Below are 16,915 nucleotides of genomic sequence, written 5' to 3' on the forward strand. Positions count from 1 at the left end.
AAAACCTGACAATGAAGACGCTTACAAAAATCTCCGCTGTGCTGCTGCTCGCTCCTGCGGCTTACACCTCGTTGGCTTCGGCCGCTCCGGCCGAAGAGGAGGGCTACTACGGAGTCGCCCGGGTGATCAGCGCCGAGCGCAAGGCCCGCAACATGGATGCCAGTGCGCGTCCCGGCATCGGGGCATTCGTTTCCGGCGACGACAGCCAGAAGGACATGACCGGCTCGATCGGGGTCGGTTACCGGTTCGGCAATGGCTGGCGCGTGGAGGGCGAATTGTCCCTGCCGCAAAAGGACAAATTCACCAGCGGCTCGACCACCTTCCCCACCAGCCTCAACGAGCACCATATCGAGTCCAGGCGCGTGATGCTCAACGCCTATCGGGACTTCCGTGTAACCGAGAAGCTGTCGCTCTACGGTTCCGCCGGGCTGGGCCTGGCCCAACTCGAGTCCAAGGGCTGGCAGGGTAACGAGTCGCGCCAGTACGGCTCGGCGACCCAGACCAACCTGGCCTGGTCCCTCGGCGCGGGCGTTGCCTACGACGTGACCGATCGCCTGGCCCTGGACCTCGGCTATCGCTACGTCGACATGGGCGACACCGAAAGTGGCTGGAACAACTTCCCGAATGCCCGCGGCCTGCAGGACGAGAAGATGAAGGCCAACCTGGTTTCCAGCGAAGTCGTGCTGGGTATGCGCTGGGCTTTCTAGGCCGGTAAAGACCGCCATCGCAAGCGCGCTCCTGCGGGAGCGTGCCCCATCTGCCGGAGCGGCGTGCTGGCGATGAACGTCAACCATAACGCCCAGCCTCCGGGCTCCCCCCGAACCGAAAGGTTCAGGGGGAATGCGCGTGATCGCGCAGCGCTGGCGTTAGCTTTGCATCGCCTTGCCCTGCGCCACATCCAGCAAGGCCACGCCATCGCTCAGCAGCAGCGAGGCGATATCGGCGATCTGGAACAAATCACTTTCATCCGCTGTACGCGCGGTCATGCAAGACAGGCTGTTCATCAGTTTGTGAATGGCGCGAACGCGCCGGTCGGCGCAGGCCAGCAAGTCCACCAGCGAGGCGTTGGAATCGATCAGCAGGACAGGATGCTCGGTGGCAGTGCTGTGAAGCGGGATATATCCGTTCATTGATGTAGCTCCATGCGATAAGAGGGCTACCTCCAGAGCCTCCTACAAGCTGGGTGGCAGCAAAAAACACCCAGAAAAAGCTGGGCGCTCGTGCACGGTGTGATACTCGGGCTCCTACATCCGGTCGCTGATTTGGCAGCGACCGGCGCAGAGTAATGACGCACCTTCATGAGCGCAAGCCCCGACTCAATGACTGAACGTAACAGGGCCGCGAGGCAGGCCGATTCACGATTTCGCTGCGGTTTTGGAATGAGAAAGTTCCTTTCATTCGTTCAGACGCTAGATGGGGGACCAGTCATTCGCTGAAAAAACTGACCTCTTCTTCCAATTCTTTTCCAGGGTTTTAGGACGCCTCTTACATCCAGGCCGTTGGCGACTTGTTAGCTTGGCTCGGCCAAAAACGCGTCGACTTACATAGTCCGCGCATAAGAATTCTCGCCATGTTGCAGTCCAAAGGAACAAAGGATGTTCGCCCCCTCCAATGAAACCCACTTCAGCCTGACGGTCGACGACTTCCAGGGTGACTTGCAGGTGCTGTCTTTCAAGGGGATCGAAGGCATCAGCCAGCCGTTCCGTTTCGATCTGGAGCTGGTCAGCGAGAACCCCGACCTGGATCTGGAGACCCTGTTGCACAAGCAGGCGTTCCTGGCCTTCGACCCGCAGAACAGTGGCATCCACGGCCAGATCTACCGCGTGGCCCAGGGCGATGCCGGCAAGCGCCTGACCCGCTACCAGGTGTCGCTGGTGCCGCAGCTGGCCTACCTCGAACACCGCACCAACCAGCGCATCTATCAGCAGCTGTCGGCGCCGAAGATCATCGCGCTGATCCTCGAAGAGCACGGCATCCAGGGCAACGCCTACCGGTTCCAGCTCGGTACGCCGTGCCCGGAGCGCGACTACTGCGTGCAGTACGACGAGACCGACCTGCACTTCATCCAGCGCCTGTGCGAAGAGGAAGGTCTGCATTACCACTTCCAGCACAGCCCGCAGGGCCATCTGCTGGTGTTCGGCGACGACCAGACGGTGTTCCCCAAGCTCGGCCAGCCCACCGCCTATATCCAGGGCAGCGGCATGGTCGCCGACGAGCCGGTGATCAAGGGTTTCAACCTGCGCCTGGAAACCCGCACCCGCCGTACTACTCGACGCGATTACGACTTCGAGAAGCCACGCCTGCAACTGGAGGCGGCCTATAAACCCGAGGCTGAAAGCGAAGAGCCGGACCTGGAGGACTACGACTACCCGGGCCGTTTCACCGACCGCGCGCGCGGCAAGTTCCTCAGCCAGCGCGCCCTCGAACGCCACCGCGCCGACTACCAGCAGGCCGAAGGCTGGGGCGATCAGACGCGGCTGGTCAGCGGCCACTTCCTGGAACTGTCCGAGCACCCGCGCAGCGAGTGGAACGACCTCTGGCTGTTGACCCACATCGTTCATGAAGGCAAGCAGCCGCAGGTGCTGGAAGAGTCGGTGACCTGCGACACCACCGATGCCTCTCGTGACAACAAGGACGACTTCCACCAGGGCTACCGCAACCGCTTTCTCGCCACGCCGTGGGACGTTTTCTACCGTCCCCCGCTAAAGCATCCGAAGCCCCGCGTGCTGGGCAGCCAAACGGCGAAAGTCACCGGCCCCCAGGGCGAAGAAATCCACTGCGACCCGTACGGACGGGTCAAGGTGCAATTCCATTGGGACCGTGAGGGGCAGAGCGATGACAAGACCAGCTGTTGGCTGCGTGTCTCTTCCGGCTGGGCTGGTGCTCACTACGGCGGTATTGCCATTCCTCGCGTGGGTATGGAGGTGTTGGTGACCTTCCTCGAAGGCGACCCCGACCAGCCGCTGATCACTGACTGCCTGTACCACAAGGAACATCCGGTGCCTTACGCCTTGCCGGCGAACAAGACCCGCAGCGTGTTCAAGTCCATGAGCTCGCCGGGCGGCGCCGGCTACAACGAACTGCGCATCGAAGACAAAAAGGGCGCCGAGCAGATCTTTATCCACGCCCAGCGCGACTGGGACGAAAACATCGAGCACGACCAGAAAATCCGCATCGGCCACGAACGCCACGACACCGTGGAAAAGAACACCTACACCGAACTCAAGGCCGAAGAACATCGGATCACCCACGCCGACCGCAAGGTCGAAGTCAAAGCCGACGATCATCTGATTATCGGCCAGAGCCAACACATCAAAATCGACACTGCCCAACTGATCCAGGCGGGTCAGGAAATCCACCTCAAGGCCGGGGCCAAGATGGTGATCGAAGCCGGCAGCGAACTGACGATCAAGGCCGGTGGCAGCTTTATCAAACTCGATGCCGGCGGTGTCACGGTGGTGGGGCCGGTGGTGAAGATCAACTCAGGCGGGGCACCCGGCATCGGCACTGAAAATGCCGCGCTATTGCCCATCATTCCGCTGCCCGTGGATGCAGACAGAGCCGGTGAGCTACTCAAGCGCGGTGTTTCGCAACCGGCCCCAGAGGTCATTGCCAAACTGAGCGCGCTAGTGAGCCCGTTACCGGGACTTCCAGGGTACGAGGATGAGCCGTATACCCTGTTTGCCGATGGCGCGGCTATTCAGGAAGGCCTGACCGGGGCCGACGGTGTGATCAAGTTCGAGCACGTCCCTGGCACGCAAGCCTATGCGGTGGAGCTGGTGAATGGTCATCGCTTCGAGATTGAGCCCAAAGAAGACAGCAGCCAAGCCGATTCACAGCATCAGCAACTGGCCCGCCAAGGTTATCGCGACTATCACGCCCAGGCCGATCAGCTCGAACCCTTGGGTTCAACAGATGATTACCGCGCCCTGACCTTGAATCCGGCCAGCAAGCCGAAGAGCCATTGAGTGCAGGAAGCCATCGAATGACAACGGACTACAGCAAGGAAGTTATCCAGCTGACGCCAACAGAACACACGTCCACTGCCTTGACCATGGACTGGTTCGCCAGAAAAGCGCTCTATCCGCCGCGAGCCGGCATACAGGTCACCCCGCTGATCAACGGTGAGCAGGCGTTCGGCGCTGTATACGATGCCATTCGGGGCGCGCAAAAGAGCGTCGAAATCATCAGCTGGGGATTTGACCCGGCGATGCGTTTCAAGCCCGACAGTGATCGCATCGGCGAACTGCTGGACATCCAAGGTCGACATGGAGTCAAGACGCGTGTGTTGATCTGGAAAAACCCGCTGGCCAACTTTGTCGAAAACACCATCATCGGTGATGGCCTCGCGGGTTCGGGAGGCACCGCAATGGGCTCGGGCGTGGCCCGAGCAAGCGCAGCCTCCGATAAGGACCTCAAGTACCGTCAGGCTTTGGAGTTTCAGCGCACTTATTATCAGGATGAACTGGCCAAGTTGTATGCGGCTCAACGGCAGGTTGACGGTGGAGGCAGGCCTCCTCAGCCGCCCAATCCCGCGCGTGAACGTGAGTTGCAGAGCATGCTGGCTGACATCGAGGCTCAGCTGAATGGGGAGGGCGGCTACAACACGCTCAAAGGCTCGGGTGGGCCCAAATATTCCCCCCAGGATGAGCAATACACTCGGGAATGGTTTAACCGCCTGCACGATGGGCGGATGCAGAACGTCGAGTTCCGCACCCGCGATTTTTCCACCGAGGTTCCGCTCAACGCGATCATGCGCGGACCTCAAATGGCCAGGGAAAAGGGGCGTTTGGCGACGCTCTATCGCCTGATAAAAGGCGAAGCGCCCGACGTCAACTTTGCGCACATGCTGGCGCTGACGTTCTTTGCCAGCCACCACCAGAAGATGGTGCTGGTGGACTATGAAGACACCGCGAACGCGGTCGGCTTCGTCATGGGGCACAACATGCACCGCAATTACTGGGATACCAGCGCGCACCAGTATGACGACAAAACCGCACGGCGCAGCCCGGGCTTCGGCCCATGGCAGGACCTGTCGATGAAAGTGCAAGGGCCTGTGCTGCATGACCTGAACCACAACTTCAGCACTGCCTGGGATCGGGAAACCTTTTGGATCAAAAAATGGTTTACCGATGGCCTGCGCGAGCAACGCCAGGGCATCAAACCGGACAATTTCAACGCCGCCGGCTCGACCATGGCGCAAATTTGCCGCACCCAACCGCAAGAAGGGGCGGAAACCTCGATTCTGGAGCTCTACCACAAAGCCTTGGGCAACATGCGCAACTACGTCTATTTTGAAAACCAGTACTTCCGCTACCCGGCGTTTGCCAAACAGTTACGCGAGCTGGCGGCCGCTTATATCGCCAAAGGCAGGGACAAGGACTTGTACGTGTTCGTGGTCACCAACAACCCAAACAAAAGGGGTTTTTCCAGCACCACCTACGCCACCTTGCAGGAACTCGGGCAGGAACAACTGATGCCCCAGGCCCAGCGTACGCTGGCGGAAGAGATGCTGCGAAAGCGCAGCCAGTTGGCGTACCTGGAGGCCAACCCACACACCGACCCCTATGTGCAGCGCGCCCAGCTCAACCGAGCCGAGGGCCTGAAGCGCGAGATCGCCGAGCTGGAACAAAAGGGCGTCACCCCAGAGATCGAACAACGCCTGGGCGGCCTCAAGGCAACGGATATTCCTGAACTCGGCAAGCCAAAGTCGAATGACAGCGAAGAGCCCAAACCCTACACCCTCAAGGACATACCGGGTCTCAAAGTCGTCATCGCCACCCTGACTGCATGCACGCCGGAACCCGGAAGCACTTTATCCGCGGGGCAACAGGCCTACTTCCGGGATATCTACGTGCACTCCAAATTGTTGGTGGTGGACGACGTCTTCAGCTTGCTCAGCTCCGCGAATATCAACGCCCGCAGCCTGCATACCGACTCTGAATTAGGACTGGCCGCACCGGATCCCAAGCTGGCCAAGCATTGGCGGGAGGCGTTGTGGAAGTTGCATGTCGGGATGTCACTTAATGATGACAAGGGGCGCTGTAATGCCGCAGCAAACTTCAAACGTTGGAATTACATGATGGATAAGAACTGGAAAAGAAAGGGCCAGAATCAGCCATTGATAGAGCATTTAACTCGTTTTTGGGATGTGGAGACGCCTTATGCCAAAGCCATTGATTAAAGCCCTCTATTTTTGTGCCCTTATTCTTTCATTGTTATTGAGTGGAGCTCCGGCTATGGCCTATCCAACCTTTACCTGTGCCTACGAAAAAGACCACAACCCGCCACTGGATGCCGAGGCAGATGGTTGGTTTCAACAGGCGCGAGCTTTGGAGAAAGTGCGCGGCGTCAAAGACTGGCAAACCATCGTCGGGCTCTACGAAAAAGCCATTGCCAAAGATCACTGGAAGGCGATGCATAACCTGGCGGGGCTCTATCGCACAGGCTGGCCAGGACAGCCTGGTGTGGAGCAAAACACTAGCAAGATGCTCGACCTCTACGAGCGCATGGTCAAACTCAAAGTACCGTTGGGTTATTACAACTGGGCTGTGGTTGCCGAGAATGGGCGTGGGATGTTGAAGTCGGACCGGATGGCCAGTTCCTATATGTTTCAGGCGGCACAATTGGGCAGTCCATTGGCTCAGGTGCGTATCGGAAATTACTTTGCGTTCGAATTGCCTCGCGATAAGCAAGATGAACGAATGGCTGAGCCCTATTTTCGATGCGCCGGCGCTCAAGACTCGCCGGATGCAATTATCGAAACGGCTGCGTTCTATGAAATCTCTAAAGAAAATATGCCTCTAGCATTGTTTTATTATCAACGTGCCGCATCGCTGGGTAGTTCCACAGGTTTAAGCGCTCTACAAGGAGCATTCGATCTACAAGTGGACTCATTATATAATTTTGGCTACCGTCCTGATGCAAAGCTTCATGAACTGTATGCTGACTTGTGGAAGCAACTAGATGCTGACCCTAAATTACGTTTCCCTAATCTGATGAAAGACCATCCTCTTCCCGCCCACCCCAAACAAGGCTATGACGCAGAACACCCAGATCGCAGACCGGAGATATGAGTCATCTCATGTACCAGGAAAAACGTCGGTGCATATCAGGACAGTTGATTAAAACAATGGCTTTTTGTGCGGTCTGCATGTGCGGCGTATTCAATGGCGCTCCGGCCATGGCCTATCCAGCCTTTACCTGTGCCTACGAAAAAGACCATAACCCACCACTCGATGCCGAGGCAGATGGTTGGTTTCAACAGGCTCGCGCTCTGGAGAAAGTGCGCGGCGTAAAAGACTGGCGAACTATCGTTGGGCTCTACGAAAAAGCCATTGCCAAAGATCACTGGAAGGCGATGCATAACCTGGCGGGGCTCTATCGTACAGGATGGCCAGGACAGCCTGGGGTAGAACAAGACACCAGCAAGATGCTCGATCTTTATGAACGTATGGTGAAACTCAAAGTACCGTTGGGTTATTACAACTGGGCCGTGGTTGTTGAACATGGACAAGGGGTGTTGAGGTCGGATCGGATGGTCAGTTCTTATATGTTCCAGGCAGCTCAATTGGGCAGTCCATTGGCTCAGGTCCAAATCGGGCAGTACTTCGCATTTGCTCTTCCCAGGGATAAGCAGGACGATGATATGGCTGAACGTTATTTTCGATGTGCGGGCGCTCAGGACAATCCCGATGCAATAGAAAAAACCGCAAGTTTTTATGATACAGCTAAAGAAAACAAACCACGTTCGCTGTTCTATTATCAACGCGCCGCATCACTAGGCAGTTTCATAGGTTTTAGTTATCTCGCTGGAGTGTTCGACGTTACGCCGCTGCCAATATATAACTTTGGATATCAGCCAGACCCTAAGCTTCATGAGCTATATACCAATCTTCGGAAGCAATCAAATGTTGAATCTACATTGCGTTTCCCTGATTTGATGAAGAACCACCCACTACCACCCCATCCAAAACAAGGCTATGACGCAGAACACCCAGATCGCAGGCCGGAAATTTGAATGACTGCATTCACTCCAGTAGCGGTGATCTAATGAAGTGCGTCGCGGAAGAACTTAAGTGTGCAGTTGCTGGATAATATTGTTTTTTCATGTGTTTTAGTCAGGCCAGGTAAGGAATGAAAATGCTGTTGCTTAGTTGCAAGCCAGGCGAGACGTTCAAACTCGGTGAAGAGATAGTGGTCAGCGTGATGGATGTCCAGGGTAAACATGTTCGTTTGGGATTCACGGCGCCTAAAAAGTTCGCGATACATCGCCATGAGCATTACCAGAAATATCAGGGTCGGAAAAAATAGTGCAGTAATGAGGCAGCCAAATGAGCCTGAATACGGCAGACAAAATATTTCTGGTGGTCGGACTCGTCGATTTTGCAGGGATATTTATTGTGCTTGGTATCTGCTTGCACATGGCCTACACCAAGATGGATTTGATGTTGGATCATCTGAAAAACAGTGCTGTGCTCAGCATGCTGACCACGCTCAGGCACGGTGGCCCATGGGGGAAACTGATTCTGGTCGGGAGCATTGCCAGTTTTGTGACCTTCCCCAATTTTCATCTTAAACGTGGCTGGGTCAGTGCCGAGGACTTGCTGGGTTTTCCTGAGGCGCTTAAGCGCAAGTTGGTCGTGCTGCAGTGGAGTGCGCTAGCGCTGATAGTGGTCATGACGGGCCTTGCGGCGGTGGTCAAGCTGGGTGTTGTTTGAGTGTATTTCGGCCTGCCTGCCTGCAAAACAAAGTGGCAGTGGCCCGTACAAGTGCGCCTATCTCGGCGAATGCATCTGTAGCCTCGGCCTGGCAGTGCTGATTGTTGTGGTTGTGAGATTGCTTCGCGGGCAAGCCTCGCTCCTACGGAAACAGCAGCATCCGTAGGGCGGCAGGGCGGTGCTCGATTGCCCGCGATGGGCGATAACGCAGGCGTCTCCTTTGCGCCATACGGCTCTTGCCATCCGCTTTACGTTAACGTCAAGATGCTCCGGCGCGGTTTGTCCCGTGGCGCAGGTTTTGCTTCTGTCAATGGCAGGGCTGGCCAGGGGCCAAACTTCCCTTTACTGCCTTCTGAACCGGGTGTAGACATTGCCCATGGCTTGCGTGCCCCTCGCAACCCAAGGGAATGGACCGGGGAGGTGCCGGGCGGACCGATTCGGAGCGCTTGATGACTCTTATAAAAACAACAACCGGCGAGCTGCAGCACCAAGCCGGGCTGGCCCGCAGAAAACTCCATCTGGAAGGCGCAGTCCCCGATGGCGTATTGCGTGCGGAAATCGATGCATCATGGCGGCGCAGCCTCAGCCATGGCGTGCACTTCAATGGCCAGCCGGAGTTGACCCTGGAATCCGGCGCCAGCCTCGAGGTGCTGCTGGCGAGCAATCGCCTGCTGCTCGACGCGGCGATACCCGCCATCGACTACCTGGCCGAGCGCCAGGGCAAGGACGGCCTGATCATCCTGGCCAATGCCGACGCCACCATTCTTGCGGTCGAAGGCCGGGCCGACCGGCTCAAGGGCAGCGGTGTGCAGGACATCACCCTCGGCGCCTGCTGGAGCGAAGCCACCCGTGGCACCAATGCCCTGGGTACGGCGCTGGTGGAAGCGCGCACGACCCTGATCGACTGCGGCGAACATTACCTGGACCGCCTGAGCCCTTTTTCCTGCACCTCGGTGCCCATCCACTGCCCCCAGGGCGAGATCCTCGGCGTGCTCGACCTGACCCGCGAAGGCCCGCTGGGTCGTATCCACGACAGCACCGCGCTGCTGAGCATGGCGGTCAGCCAGATCGAGAGCCGGGTGTTCAACAACAGCTTTCCCGAGCAGATTGTCCTGGCGTTTCACAGTCGTCGGCAGTATCTCGAATCGCCGTGGCAAGGCTTGCTCGCGGTCAGTCTCGGCGGGCAGATCCTGGCGGTCAGCGCCCAGGCCTGCCAGTTGTTGCGCGCCGAGCGTTCGGCACTGGTGGGGCGGCGTTGCGAAGAGTTTCTCGGCGTGGATGGCGTGCAACTGCTCGGCCGTTTGCAACAGGGCGGCATCGGCAGCCTGCAGACCGCCAAGGGCGAGTTTTTCTACAAGACCCTGCGCGCCCCGCAACGCTCGATCAATGTCAGCAGCGTGCCGCGCGGCACGTCGAAAAGCGCCCCCAGCCAGGCGCAGCCCGACCCGCAACTCGACACCCTGGCCGGCAGCAACAGCCGTTATGCCCGGGCCTTGCGCATGGCCCGCCAGGGCCTGGCCAATGCCTTGCCGGTGTTGCTGCTGGGGGAAACCGGCACCGGCAAGGAGGTCATCGCCCGCGCCCTGCACATGGCTGGCAGTCGCGCCGACAAACCCTTTATCGCGGTCAACTGCGCGGCGATCCCCGAGGGCCTGATCGAGTCGGAGCTGTTCGGTTATCGCGAGGGCGCCTTCACCGGCTCGCGCCGTGGCGGCATGATCGGCCGCCTGCAACAGGCCCATGGCGGCACCCTGTTCCTCGATGAAATCGGCGATATGCCGCTGGCCTTGCAGGCGCGCCTGTTGCGGGTGCTGCAGGACCGCAAGGTAGCGCCGCTGGGCGCCGGCGAAGAGCAGGACATCGATGTGGCGCTGATCTGCGCCACCCACCGCGACCTCAAGCAGCAGGTGGCCGACAAGCAGTTTCGCGAAGACCTGTTCTACCGGGTCAACGGCATCAGCGTGATGCTCCCGGCGCTGCGCGAGCGCGAGGACTTCGACGCGCTGCTGGACGTGCTGCTGGCCAAGCTCGGCAGCCCCGGCGCGGCCCTGGCCGAGGACCTGCACCAGTTGCTGGCCGGCTATCACTGGCCGGGCAATATCCGCCAGTTGGAGATGGTCCTGCGCACCGCCCTGGCCATGCGTGAGGCGGGCGACGCGGCCCTGGGCCTGGAGCACCTGCCCGACAGCATGCTCGACGATCTCAACGCCAGCGAACGCCCGACCAGAGGCAGCATCCGCGAGAACCAGCTGGAACTGATCCGCCAGGCACTGGACAACCACCAGGGCAATGTTTCCGCCGCCGCCGATGCCCTGGGCATCAGCCGCGCGACCCTGTACCGCAAGCTCAAGCAGTTGCGCAGCTGATGGCGCGCCTGCTCAGCCGGCTGGTGGACAGCCCCGACCCCGCGGCCCTGCAAGCCGCCTTGCGCTGGCTGTACGGGTTTGTCCGTCCGCAGCGCCTGGCCATCGCCGGGTTGCTGGCGCTGTCGGTCTGCGCCTCGTTGCTGGTGCTGGTGCAGCCGTGGCTGACCAAGCTGCTGATCGACGACGGCCTGCTGGCGCGCAATTTCCCGAGGCTGGCGTGGATCGTCGGGCTGATGATTCTCGCCGGGCTGCTGGGCACCGCGCTGTCGGGCATCAACCGCTACCTGCACACGCGCCTGTCGGGGCGGATCCTGTTCGCCCTGCGCGACGACCTGTACCGGCATTTGCAGCGCCTGTCGCCGGGCTTCTACGGCCAGCGGCGGATCGGCGACCTGATGTCGCGGCTCGATGGCGACGTCGCGGAGATCCAGCGTTTTGCCGTCGATTCGCTGTTCTCCGCGGTGTCCAGCGTGATCGGCCTGGTGGTGGCCCTGGCGCTGCTGGTGACCCTGTCCTGGCAGCTGTCGCTGCTGGCGCTGCTGCTGATTCCGCTGGACGTGCTCTGGCTGCGCTGGATGCGGCGCAAGGTCGAGCGCGATGTGCGGCAACTGCGCGAGCGTTCGGCGGACATGTCGTCGTTCATGGTCGAGACACTGCCGGTGATGAAGTTCATCCAGAGCGCCGGCCAGCAACAGCGCGAAGCCCGGCGCCTGGAACAGTTGGGGCAGGGCTACATGAGCCAGTTGCTGCGCCTGCAGGTCAGCGAGTTCTTCACCCAGGCGGTGCCCGGCACCCTGACTTCGCTGTCGCGGGCCTGTGCGTTCCTGATCGGCGGTTATTGGGTGGTGCAGGGCACCTGGCAGTTGGGCGCACTGATCGCCTTTTCCACTTACCTGGGCATGGCCGTGGGGCCGGTGCAGAGCCTGCTGGGGCTGTACGTGGCGATCCAGCGCATGAGCGTCAGCCTGGGCCGGGTCATGGAGCTGCGCGGCGAGCAACCGAGCGTGACCACGCCGGCGCAACCGCTGCCGATGCCCAGCGGCGGCGAGCTGTATTTTCGTGATCTGCACTTCAGCCACCCGGGGCGGTCGAGCACCCTGCGCGGCATCGAGGCACGCATTCCCTATGGCCTGAAGGTGGCCCTGGGTGGCGGTTCCGGGGTCGGCAAGTCGACCCTGATCGACCTGCTGCAACGCCACCACGACCCGCAGTCCGGGCAGGTGCTGCTGGACGGTATCGACCTGCGCCAGCTCGACCTGTTCGAGCTGCGCCGGCGCATCGCCGTGGTCAGCCAGGACATCGTGCTGTTCCGCGGCAGCCTGGCCGACAACCTGGCCTACAGCGTGCCCGACGCACCGCGCGCGGCGGTGGCCGAGGTGGCGCGGCTGGCGCAACTGGACAGCCTGATCGAATCGTTGCCCGAAGGCCTGGACAGCCCGTTGGGCGAGCGCGGCCAGCAGCTGTCCGGCGGGCAGAAACAACGGATCGCGATTGCCCGCGCGCTGCTCCAGGCCCCGTTGATCCTGGTACTGGACGAAGCCACCTCGGCGGTGGACGAAAGCACCGAGCGCGAAGTGATCGAGGCCATCGACCGGCTGTTCGCCGGACGCACGCGGATCCTGATCAGCCATCGGCCGTCGACCCTGGCCGACGCCGACCTGCGCTTCGAGCTGGTGGACGGCGTGTTGCACTCCGTGAAGGTGCCCCATGAAGCCTGAGCTGCGGATCGGCGTGGTCGACAGCGGGCATACGGCCCTGCAACGCCCGCAGGTGGTGGCCGGGCGGCGCTTCTACCTGGTGGAAGACGGGGTCGGCGAGGGCGACTTGCGCGAAGACCCCCTCGGCCACGGCAGCGCGATCATCGAGGCGATCAGCGCGCGGGCGCCCCAGGCGCGTTTCTGTGTGGCCCAGGTGTTCGACCAGCGCGGGGTGACCAGCGCCCTGCAGATCGCCAGCGCCCTGGACTGGCTGGTGAGCCAGCAGGTGCGGCTGGTCAACCTCAGCCTGGGGCTGCGCCAGGACCGCCGCCTGTTGCGCGAAGCCTGTGCGGCCGCCCTGGCCCGTGGCGTGCTGTTGTGCGCCTCGACGCCGGCCCAGGGCGAGGGGGTGTACCCGGCGCGTTACCCGGGGGTGCTGCGGGTCACCGGCGATGCCCGTTGCACCCCCGGCGAATGGTCGTGGCTCGACAGCCAGCAGGCCGACTTCGCCGCCTGTGTGCAGGGCAGCCACCCCGGCCAGTCCGGCGCCAGCCTGGGCTGTGCGGCCTTGAGCGGGCATATCGCCCGTTACCTCGGCGAACACCGCGACGCCGACAACCCGCAGGTGGTCCAGTGGCTGCGGACTCACGCCCGCTATCACGGCCCCGAACGGCGCGGCTGGACATGAAGCCGATCCTGGTGCTCGGCGCTGGCCCGGCGGGGGCCGCGGCGGCCCTGGGCTTGCGCCGCCTGGGCTACGCGGTGGCGCTGGTCAGTGAGTGGCGGCGTTTCCCGGCGCTCGAAGGGGGGTCGCTGCGGGTGCTCGAAGCCCTGCGTGGCGCCGGCCTGGGGCGTGGGCTGGAGGCGGCGTTGCAGGCGTCCCAGCGTCAGGTGGCGTGGAACGGCCAGAGCCATGGGCAGAACGTCGAATACCTGCTGGATCGCCCGCGTTTCGATCGCGGCCTGCGTGAGGATTTGCGCGAGGCCGGGGTCGAGCTGATCGAGGGCCGGGTGCTGGAGGTGCAGTCGACGGCGAGCGGGCACCGGCTGCGGATCGAGGGGCAGGCCGAGCGTTTCGCGGACTTTCTGGTGGAGGCCCGCGGGCGCCAAGCGCCTGCATTGAGTAAAGAACTGGGCAAAGGCCTGCGGGGCCCGGAAACGCTCAGCCTGCTCAACCGCTGGCAGGGCGCGCCGGGCACCACCGCCAGCGCCGTGCACAGCCTGGAAGACGGCTGGGCCTGGATGGCGCGCCAGGCCGACGGCCAGTGTTACTGGCAACTGACGGTGGACGTGGCCAGCGCCGCGCTGCCGGGCAAGGCGCAGTTGCTGGATTACTGCCGCCAGCGACGACAGGCTTCGGCCCTGGCGCGGGCGTTTTTCGGAGCAGGGCCGGAGCTTGATGTGCAGCTGCACGCGCGCAGCAGCACGGCGATCCTCTGCCCGCAGGTGTGTGGCGCCAACTGGATTCGCGTGGGCGATGCGGCCATGGCCGTGGACCCGCTGTCGGGCAACGGTATCTTCCAGTCGCTGTCCTCGGCGTTGCAGGCGCCGGCGGTGATCAACACGCTGCTGCAACGGCCCGAACGGGCGGCGCTGGCGCAGCGCTTCCATGCCCGGCGGGTGGAGCAATTGTTCCTGCGTTTTGCCCGCATCGGCCGCGATTTCTACGCCGACGAGCAGCGCTGGGCCGAACAGCCGTTCTGGCAGGCGCGCCGGCAATGGCCGGACCGCGAGCCGGCGCATCGCGTCGCGGACTTTTCCGCCCTGCGCATCGAGCGCGCCCCGGTATTGCGCGACAGCCTGGTGGACGAAGCCGAGGTGGTGATCACTCCGGACCAGCCGCTGGGCATCTGGCATGTGCAAGGGGTGGAGCTGGCGCCGCTGTTGCGCCGCTTGCCCAACGAACCGGCGCAACAGCTGCTGGCGGGTCTGAGTGCGGAGCAGGACAAGGCCGTGCGCGGCTGGTTGCTGGGGCAGGGATACCAGCCCTGATGCGACGGGGGCGGCTTTTGTAGCCGCTGCCGCAGGCTGCGATCGGCGGCGCAGCCGCCGCAAAGGCACCCGCGATCGATCGTCGGATGTGTGGCGCCTGGACGATTGATCGCGAGCAAGCTCGCTCCTACAGAAGATGAGACGCCCTTGTAGGAGCGAGCTTGCTCGCGATCCGCGCAGCGGCCATCCAAACCCCGCCGCCCGGCTTGCACTGGCTAACAATCAGCTATCGGGATTGACGTACACCCGGTGGCCGCCTTTCCAGGTTTCACAGACCTTGATGTCCCTGATGCTGGTGGCCGGCACTTTCTCGTCGAGGGGATCCTGCTCGAGAATCACCAGGTCCGCGAAATAACCGTCCTGCAGGGACCCGGTCCAGCCTTCGGCGTGGCACTGCCAGGCCGCGTCATAGGTGATGGCTTTCAGGGCCTGCTTGCGCGTCAGGCATTCGGCTTCATTGAGGATCGGTTGCAGCCTTGGGTCATGGACGAACCGCCCCTGGGCATCGCGAATGCCTTCCATCTTGCGGGTCACCGCCTGTTCCATGGAGCGCAGCGGCCCCAACGGCGTTACCGAACAGTCGCTGTGCAGGGTCATTCTCAGGTTGTGGTCCAGGGCCGACTGGCACAGGTCGAGCATCTGTTCGGCCTTGCCTTCGAAGATCGCCTGTTTGAAGGCGTAGCCCCAGTAGCCGACATGACCGATCAGGAAGCTTGGCGACAGGCCCAGGCGCTGCAGGGTCTGCAGGGTGCCCGCGGTCAGCAGCGAGCAGTGCTCGATGCGGTGGCGTTTTTCCAGGGCGCTGCCGCCCTGCAAGGCCGCCTCGTAGGCTTGCAGGGTGAACTCGATGGCCCGGTCGCCGTTGGCGTGGATCATCAGCGGCCAGCCGGTTTCGACGGCATTGCGCACCACGGTCTTGTAGGCATCGGGTGTGGTGACCGGGGTGTGGTCCTGGTCGCAGAAGTTGAAGTTGCCCACCGGCCGCGTCGCCTCGCAGCAGTAGCGCGTGGCCTGATAGCCCGTCAGCCCCTGGTTGGAGCCGTCCGACACCAGCTTGACCGAGCCCTGGTAGAAGCGCTTGGCCTGTTCCCGGCTGACCGGCTGGTAGCGCGGCAGCTTGCCGATGGCCTCGGGCGTGCCATCGCAGGCGGCGGCGTAACCGATCCGCAGCTTCCTGGGGCGGGTCAGGAAGTAGGCGCCCAGTACCAGCTTCGACTGGGGGTCCATCATCGCGTCGTAGAGCAGGGTGATCCCGCGGCGCGACGCCTTGTCGAAGTAGTCTTCGAGGTGCTTGAAGATATTGAGTATTTCCAGCTGTTGCCTGAGGGGAATGCTCTTGATGGCGGCCAGCACCTGGGCTTCCTGCAGGACACCGTTGTCGGCCCTGACGCCGGTCTTCTTGAACACCGCATCGCTGGCCGCGGTGTTCAGGTAGGCGGTGTGCATGGACGCGCTGATCAGCAGCATCGGATGCTGCTTGTCGATGGTGTCCAGGTTGCCGATGTCGTCGCCGGGGCCACAGTGGAAGGTGATGAGTTTGTTCAGGCCGTGGGGTACGACCTGGAAGGGCATCAGCGCCGGATCGACCTGATGGCCGAGGATCCAGGTCGAGTTGTCCTTGGGCAGGTTGCCCTGGATGGTGCTTTTCAACCAGAGCCAGTCATAGGTGGGCCGTAGCCGCTGGTTCTTGTGCTCATCGGGGTTGTCGGTATCGATGGCCCCCAGGTTCAGCCAGCCTTCCATGGCGCAGCTCTGCACGATATGGGCGTGGGGTTCGATCAGGCCGGGCAACAGGGTCTTGCCGTTCAACGACTGCTTTTTGTAGGTGATGCCCAGGGCGTTCATGCGGGCTTCGACGGCGGCCAGGGTGCCGGAGGCGACCACGTCGCCGGCGTGGATGCCCAGGGCCTCGACCCGTTCGTCCATGTTGCCGTCGCGCAAGGGGTAGATGGTGCCGTTGGTAAAGATGATGGACTCGCCGGCCGGTTCCTTTGCCAGCTCATGGGTGTCCTGTGGCTGGCTGGCGGTATGGCTGGCCGGGTCGAGTGTGTCCTTCAGAGCGTTCCAGATGGGGTTGTGGCATCCGCATTGGACCCCGTCGTGATCATATCCATTTGATCCCATGATGCTTCCCTCGGGT

General features: G+C 61.8%; 13 protein-coding genes. 11 read left to right on the top strand and 2 right to left on the bottom strand.

The window, feature by feature from the left end; genetic code table 11:
* Positions 1–11: 11 nt before the first annotated feature.
* Positions 12–707 (top strand): outer membrane protein, encoded by a 696-nt coding sequence (locus tag AC07Y9_RS23210; RefSeq protein WP_102681409.1) that lies wholly within the window; start codon positions 12–14, stop codon positions 705–707.
* A 159-nt stretch (positions 708–866) separates the two neighbouring features.
* Here the strand turns inward: AC07Y9_RS23210 and AC07Y9_RS23215 are convergent, their stop codons facing one another.
* On the bottom strand, positions 867–1,130 hold the full coding sequence (locus AC07Y9_RS23215) for a hypothetical protein (RefSeq protein ID WP_102681408.1): 264 nt from the start codon (positions 1,128–1,130) through the stop codon (positions 867–869).
* 465 nt (positions 1,131–1,595) lie between these two features.
* Between AC07Y9_RS23215 and AC07Y9_RS23220 the strand changes: the two genes are divergently transcribed.
* From AC07Y9_RS23220 to qhpG, 10 genes are all read left to right on the top strand, one after another.
* Complete coding sequence (locus AC07Y9_RS23220) at positions 1,596–3,968, top strand: type VI secretion system Vgr family protein (protein WP_207240222.1); 2,373 nt, start codon at positions 1,596–1,598, stop codon at positions 3,966–3,968.
* 17 nt (positions 3,969–3,985) lie between these two features.
* Positions 3,986–6,184 carry a phospholipase D-like domain-containing protein gene (locus tag AC07Y9_RS23225; protein ID WP_102680862.1) on the top strand — a complete coding sequence of 733 codons (2,199 nt, stop codon included), beginning with the start codon at positions 3,986–3,988 and terminating at the stop codon, positions 6,182–6,184.
* Positions 6,165–7,076, top strand: coding sequence for a tetratricopeptide repeat protein (locus AC07Y9_RS23230; RefSeq protein WP_102680861.1), 912 nt, complete (start codon positions 6,165–6,167; stop codon positions 7,074–7,076). The genes AC07Y9_RS23225 and AC07Y9_RS23230 overlap by 20 nt, the downstream gene beginning before the upstream one ends.
* 8 nt (positions 7,077–7,084) lie before the next feature.
* The gene (locus AC07Y9_RS23235; protein ID WP_371858254.1) at positions 7,085–8,020 is read left to right on the top strand and encodes a tetratricopeptide repeat protein; all 936 of its coding nucleotides are present in this window, start codon (positions 7,085–7,087) and stop codon (positions 8,018–8,020) included.
* A gap of 122 nt (positions 8,021–8,142) precedes the next feature.
* On the top strand, positions 8,143–8,313 hold the full coding sequence (locus tag AC07Y9_RS23240) for a carbon storage regulator (RefSeq protein ID WP_102680860.1): 171 nt from the start codon (positions 8,143–8,145) through the stop codon (positions 8,311–8,313).
* Positions 8,314–8,333: 20 nt separating this feature from the next.
* Positions 8,334–8,720, top strand: a complete 387-nt coding sequence (locus tag AC07Y9_RS23245) for a hypothetical protein (RefSeq protein WP_102680859.1) — start codon at positions 8,334–8,336, stop codon at positions 8,718–8,720.
* 449 nt (positions 8,721–9,169) lie between these two features.
* Positions 9,170–11,086 carry a sigma-54-dependent Fis family transcriptional regulator gene (locus AC07Y9_RS23250; protein WP_102680858.1) on the top strand — a complete coding sequence of 639 codons (1,917 nt, stop codon included), beginning with the start codon at positions 9,170–9,172 and terminating at the stop codon, positions 11,084–11,086.
* Entirely contained in the window at positions 11,086–12,804 is a 1,719-nt protein-coding gene (locus tag AC07Y9_RS23255; protein WP_102680857.1) for an ABC transporter ATP-binding protein, read from the top strand. The genes AC07Y9_RS23250 and AC07Y9_RS23255 overlap by 1 nt, the downstream gene beginning before the upstream one ends.
* On the top strand, positions 12,794–13,471 hold the full coding sequence (gene qhpE / locus AC07Y9_RS23260) for a subtilisin-like serine protease QhpE (protein ID WP_102680856.1): 678 nt from the start codon (positions 12,794–12,796) through the stop codon (positions 13,469–13,471). Before AC07Y9_RS23255 ends, qhpE begins: the two co-directional genes overlap by 11 nt.
* Complete coding sequence (qhpG, locus tag AC07Y9_RS23265) at positions 13,468–14,775, top strand: flavin-dependent monooxygenase QhpG (RefSeq protein ID WP_102680855.1); 1,308 nt, start codon at positions 13,468–13,470, stop codon at positions 14,773–14,775. Before qhpE ends, qhpG begins: the two co-directional genes overlap by 4 nt.
* Before the next feature lie 222 nt (positions 14,776–14,997).
* Here the strand turns inward: qhpG and AC07Y9_RS23270 are convergent, their stop codons facing one another.
* On the bottom strand, positions 14,998–16,899 hold the full coding sequence (locus tag AC07Y9_RS23270) for an amidohydrolase (protein WP_102680854.1): 1,902 nt from the start codon (positions 16,897–16,899) through the stop codon (positions 14,998–15,000).
* Positions 16,900–16,915: the final 16 nt, after the last annotated feature.

The organism is Pseudomonas sp. GW456-L12 (genome assembly GCF_059424045.1).

Coding starts and splice junctions, on each gene's coding strand:
- AC07Y9_RS23210 (WP_102681409.1), top strand. CDS start 12: ATGAAGACGCTTACAAAAATCTCCGCTGTGCTGCTGCTCGCTCCTGCG.
- AC07Y9_RS23215 (WP_102681408.1), bottom strand. CDS start 1,130: ATGAACGGATATATCCCGCTTCACAGCACTGCCACCGAGCATCCTGTC.
- AC07Y9_RS23220 (WP_207240222.1), top strand. CDS start 1,596: ATGTTCGCCCCCTCCAATGAAACCCACTTCAGCCTGACGGTCGACGAC.
- AC07Y9_RS23225 (WP_102680862.1), top strand. CDS start 3,986: ATGACAACGGACTACAGCAAGGAAGTTATCCAGCTGACGCCAACAGAA.
- AC07Y9_RS23230 (WP_102680861.1), top strand. CDS start 6,165: ATGCCAAAGCCATTGATTAAAGCCCTCTATTTTTGTGCCCTTATTCTT.
- AC07Y9_RS23235 (WP_371858254.1), top strand. CDS start 7,085: ATGTACCAGGAAAAACGTCGGTGCATATCAGGACAGTTGATTAAAACA.
- AC07Y9_RS23240 (WP_102680860.1), top strand. CDS start 8,143: ATGCTGTTGCTTAGTTGCAAGCCAGGCGAGACGTTCAAACTCGGTGAA.
- AC07Y9_RS23245 (WP_102680859.1), top strand. CDS start 8,334: ATGAGCCTGAATACGGCAGACAAAATATTTCTGGTGGTCGGACTCGTC.
- AC07Y9_RS23250 (WP_102680858.1), top strand. CDS start 9,170: ATGACTCTTATAAAAACAACAACCGGCGAGCTGCAGCACCAAGCCGGG.
- AC07Y9_RS23255 (WP_102680857.1), top strand. CDS start 11,086: ATGGCGCGCCTGCTCAGCCGGCTGGTGGACAGCCCCGACCCCGCGGCC.
- qhpE (WP_102680856.1), top strand. CDS start 12,794: ATGAAGCCTGAGCTGCGGATCGGCGTGGTCGACAGCGGGCATACGGCC.
- qhpG (WP_102680855.1), top strand. CDS start 13,468: ATGAAGCCGATCCTGGTGCTCGGCGCTGGCCCGGCGGGGGCCGCGGCG.
- AC07Y9_RS23270 (WP_102680854.1), bottom strand. CDS start 16,899: ATGGGATCAAATGGATATGATCACGACGGGGTCCAATGCGGATGCCAC.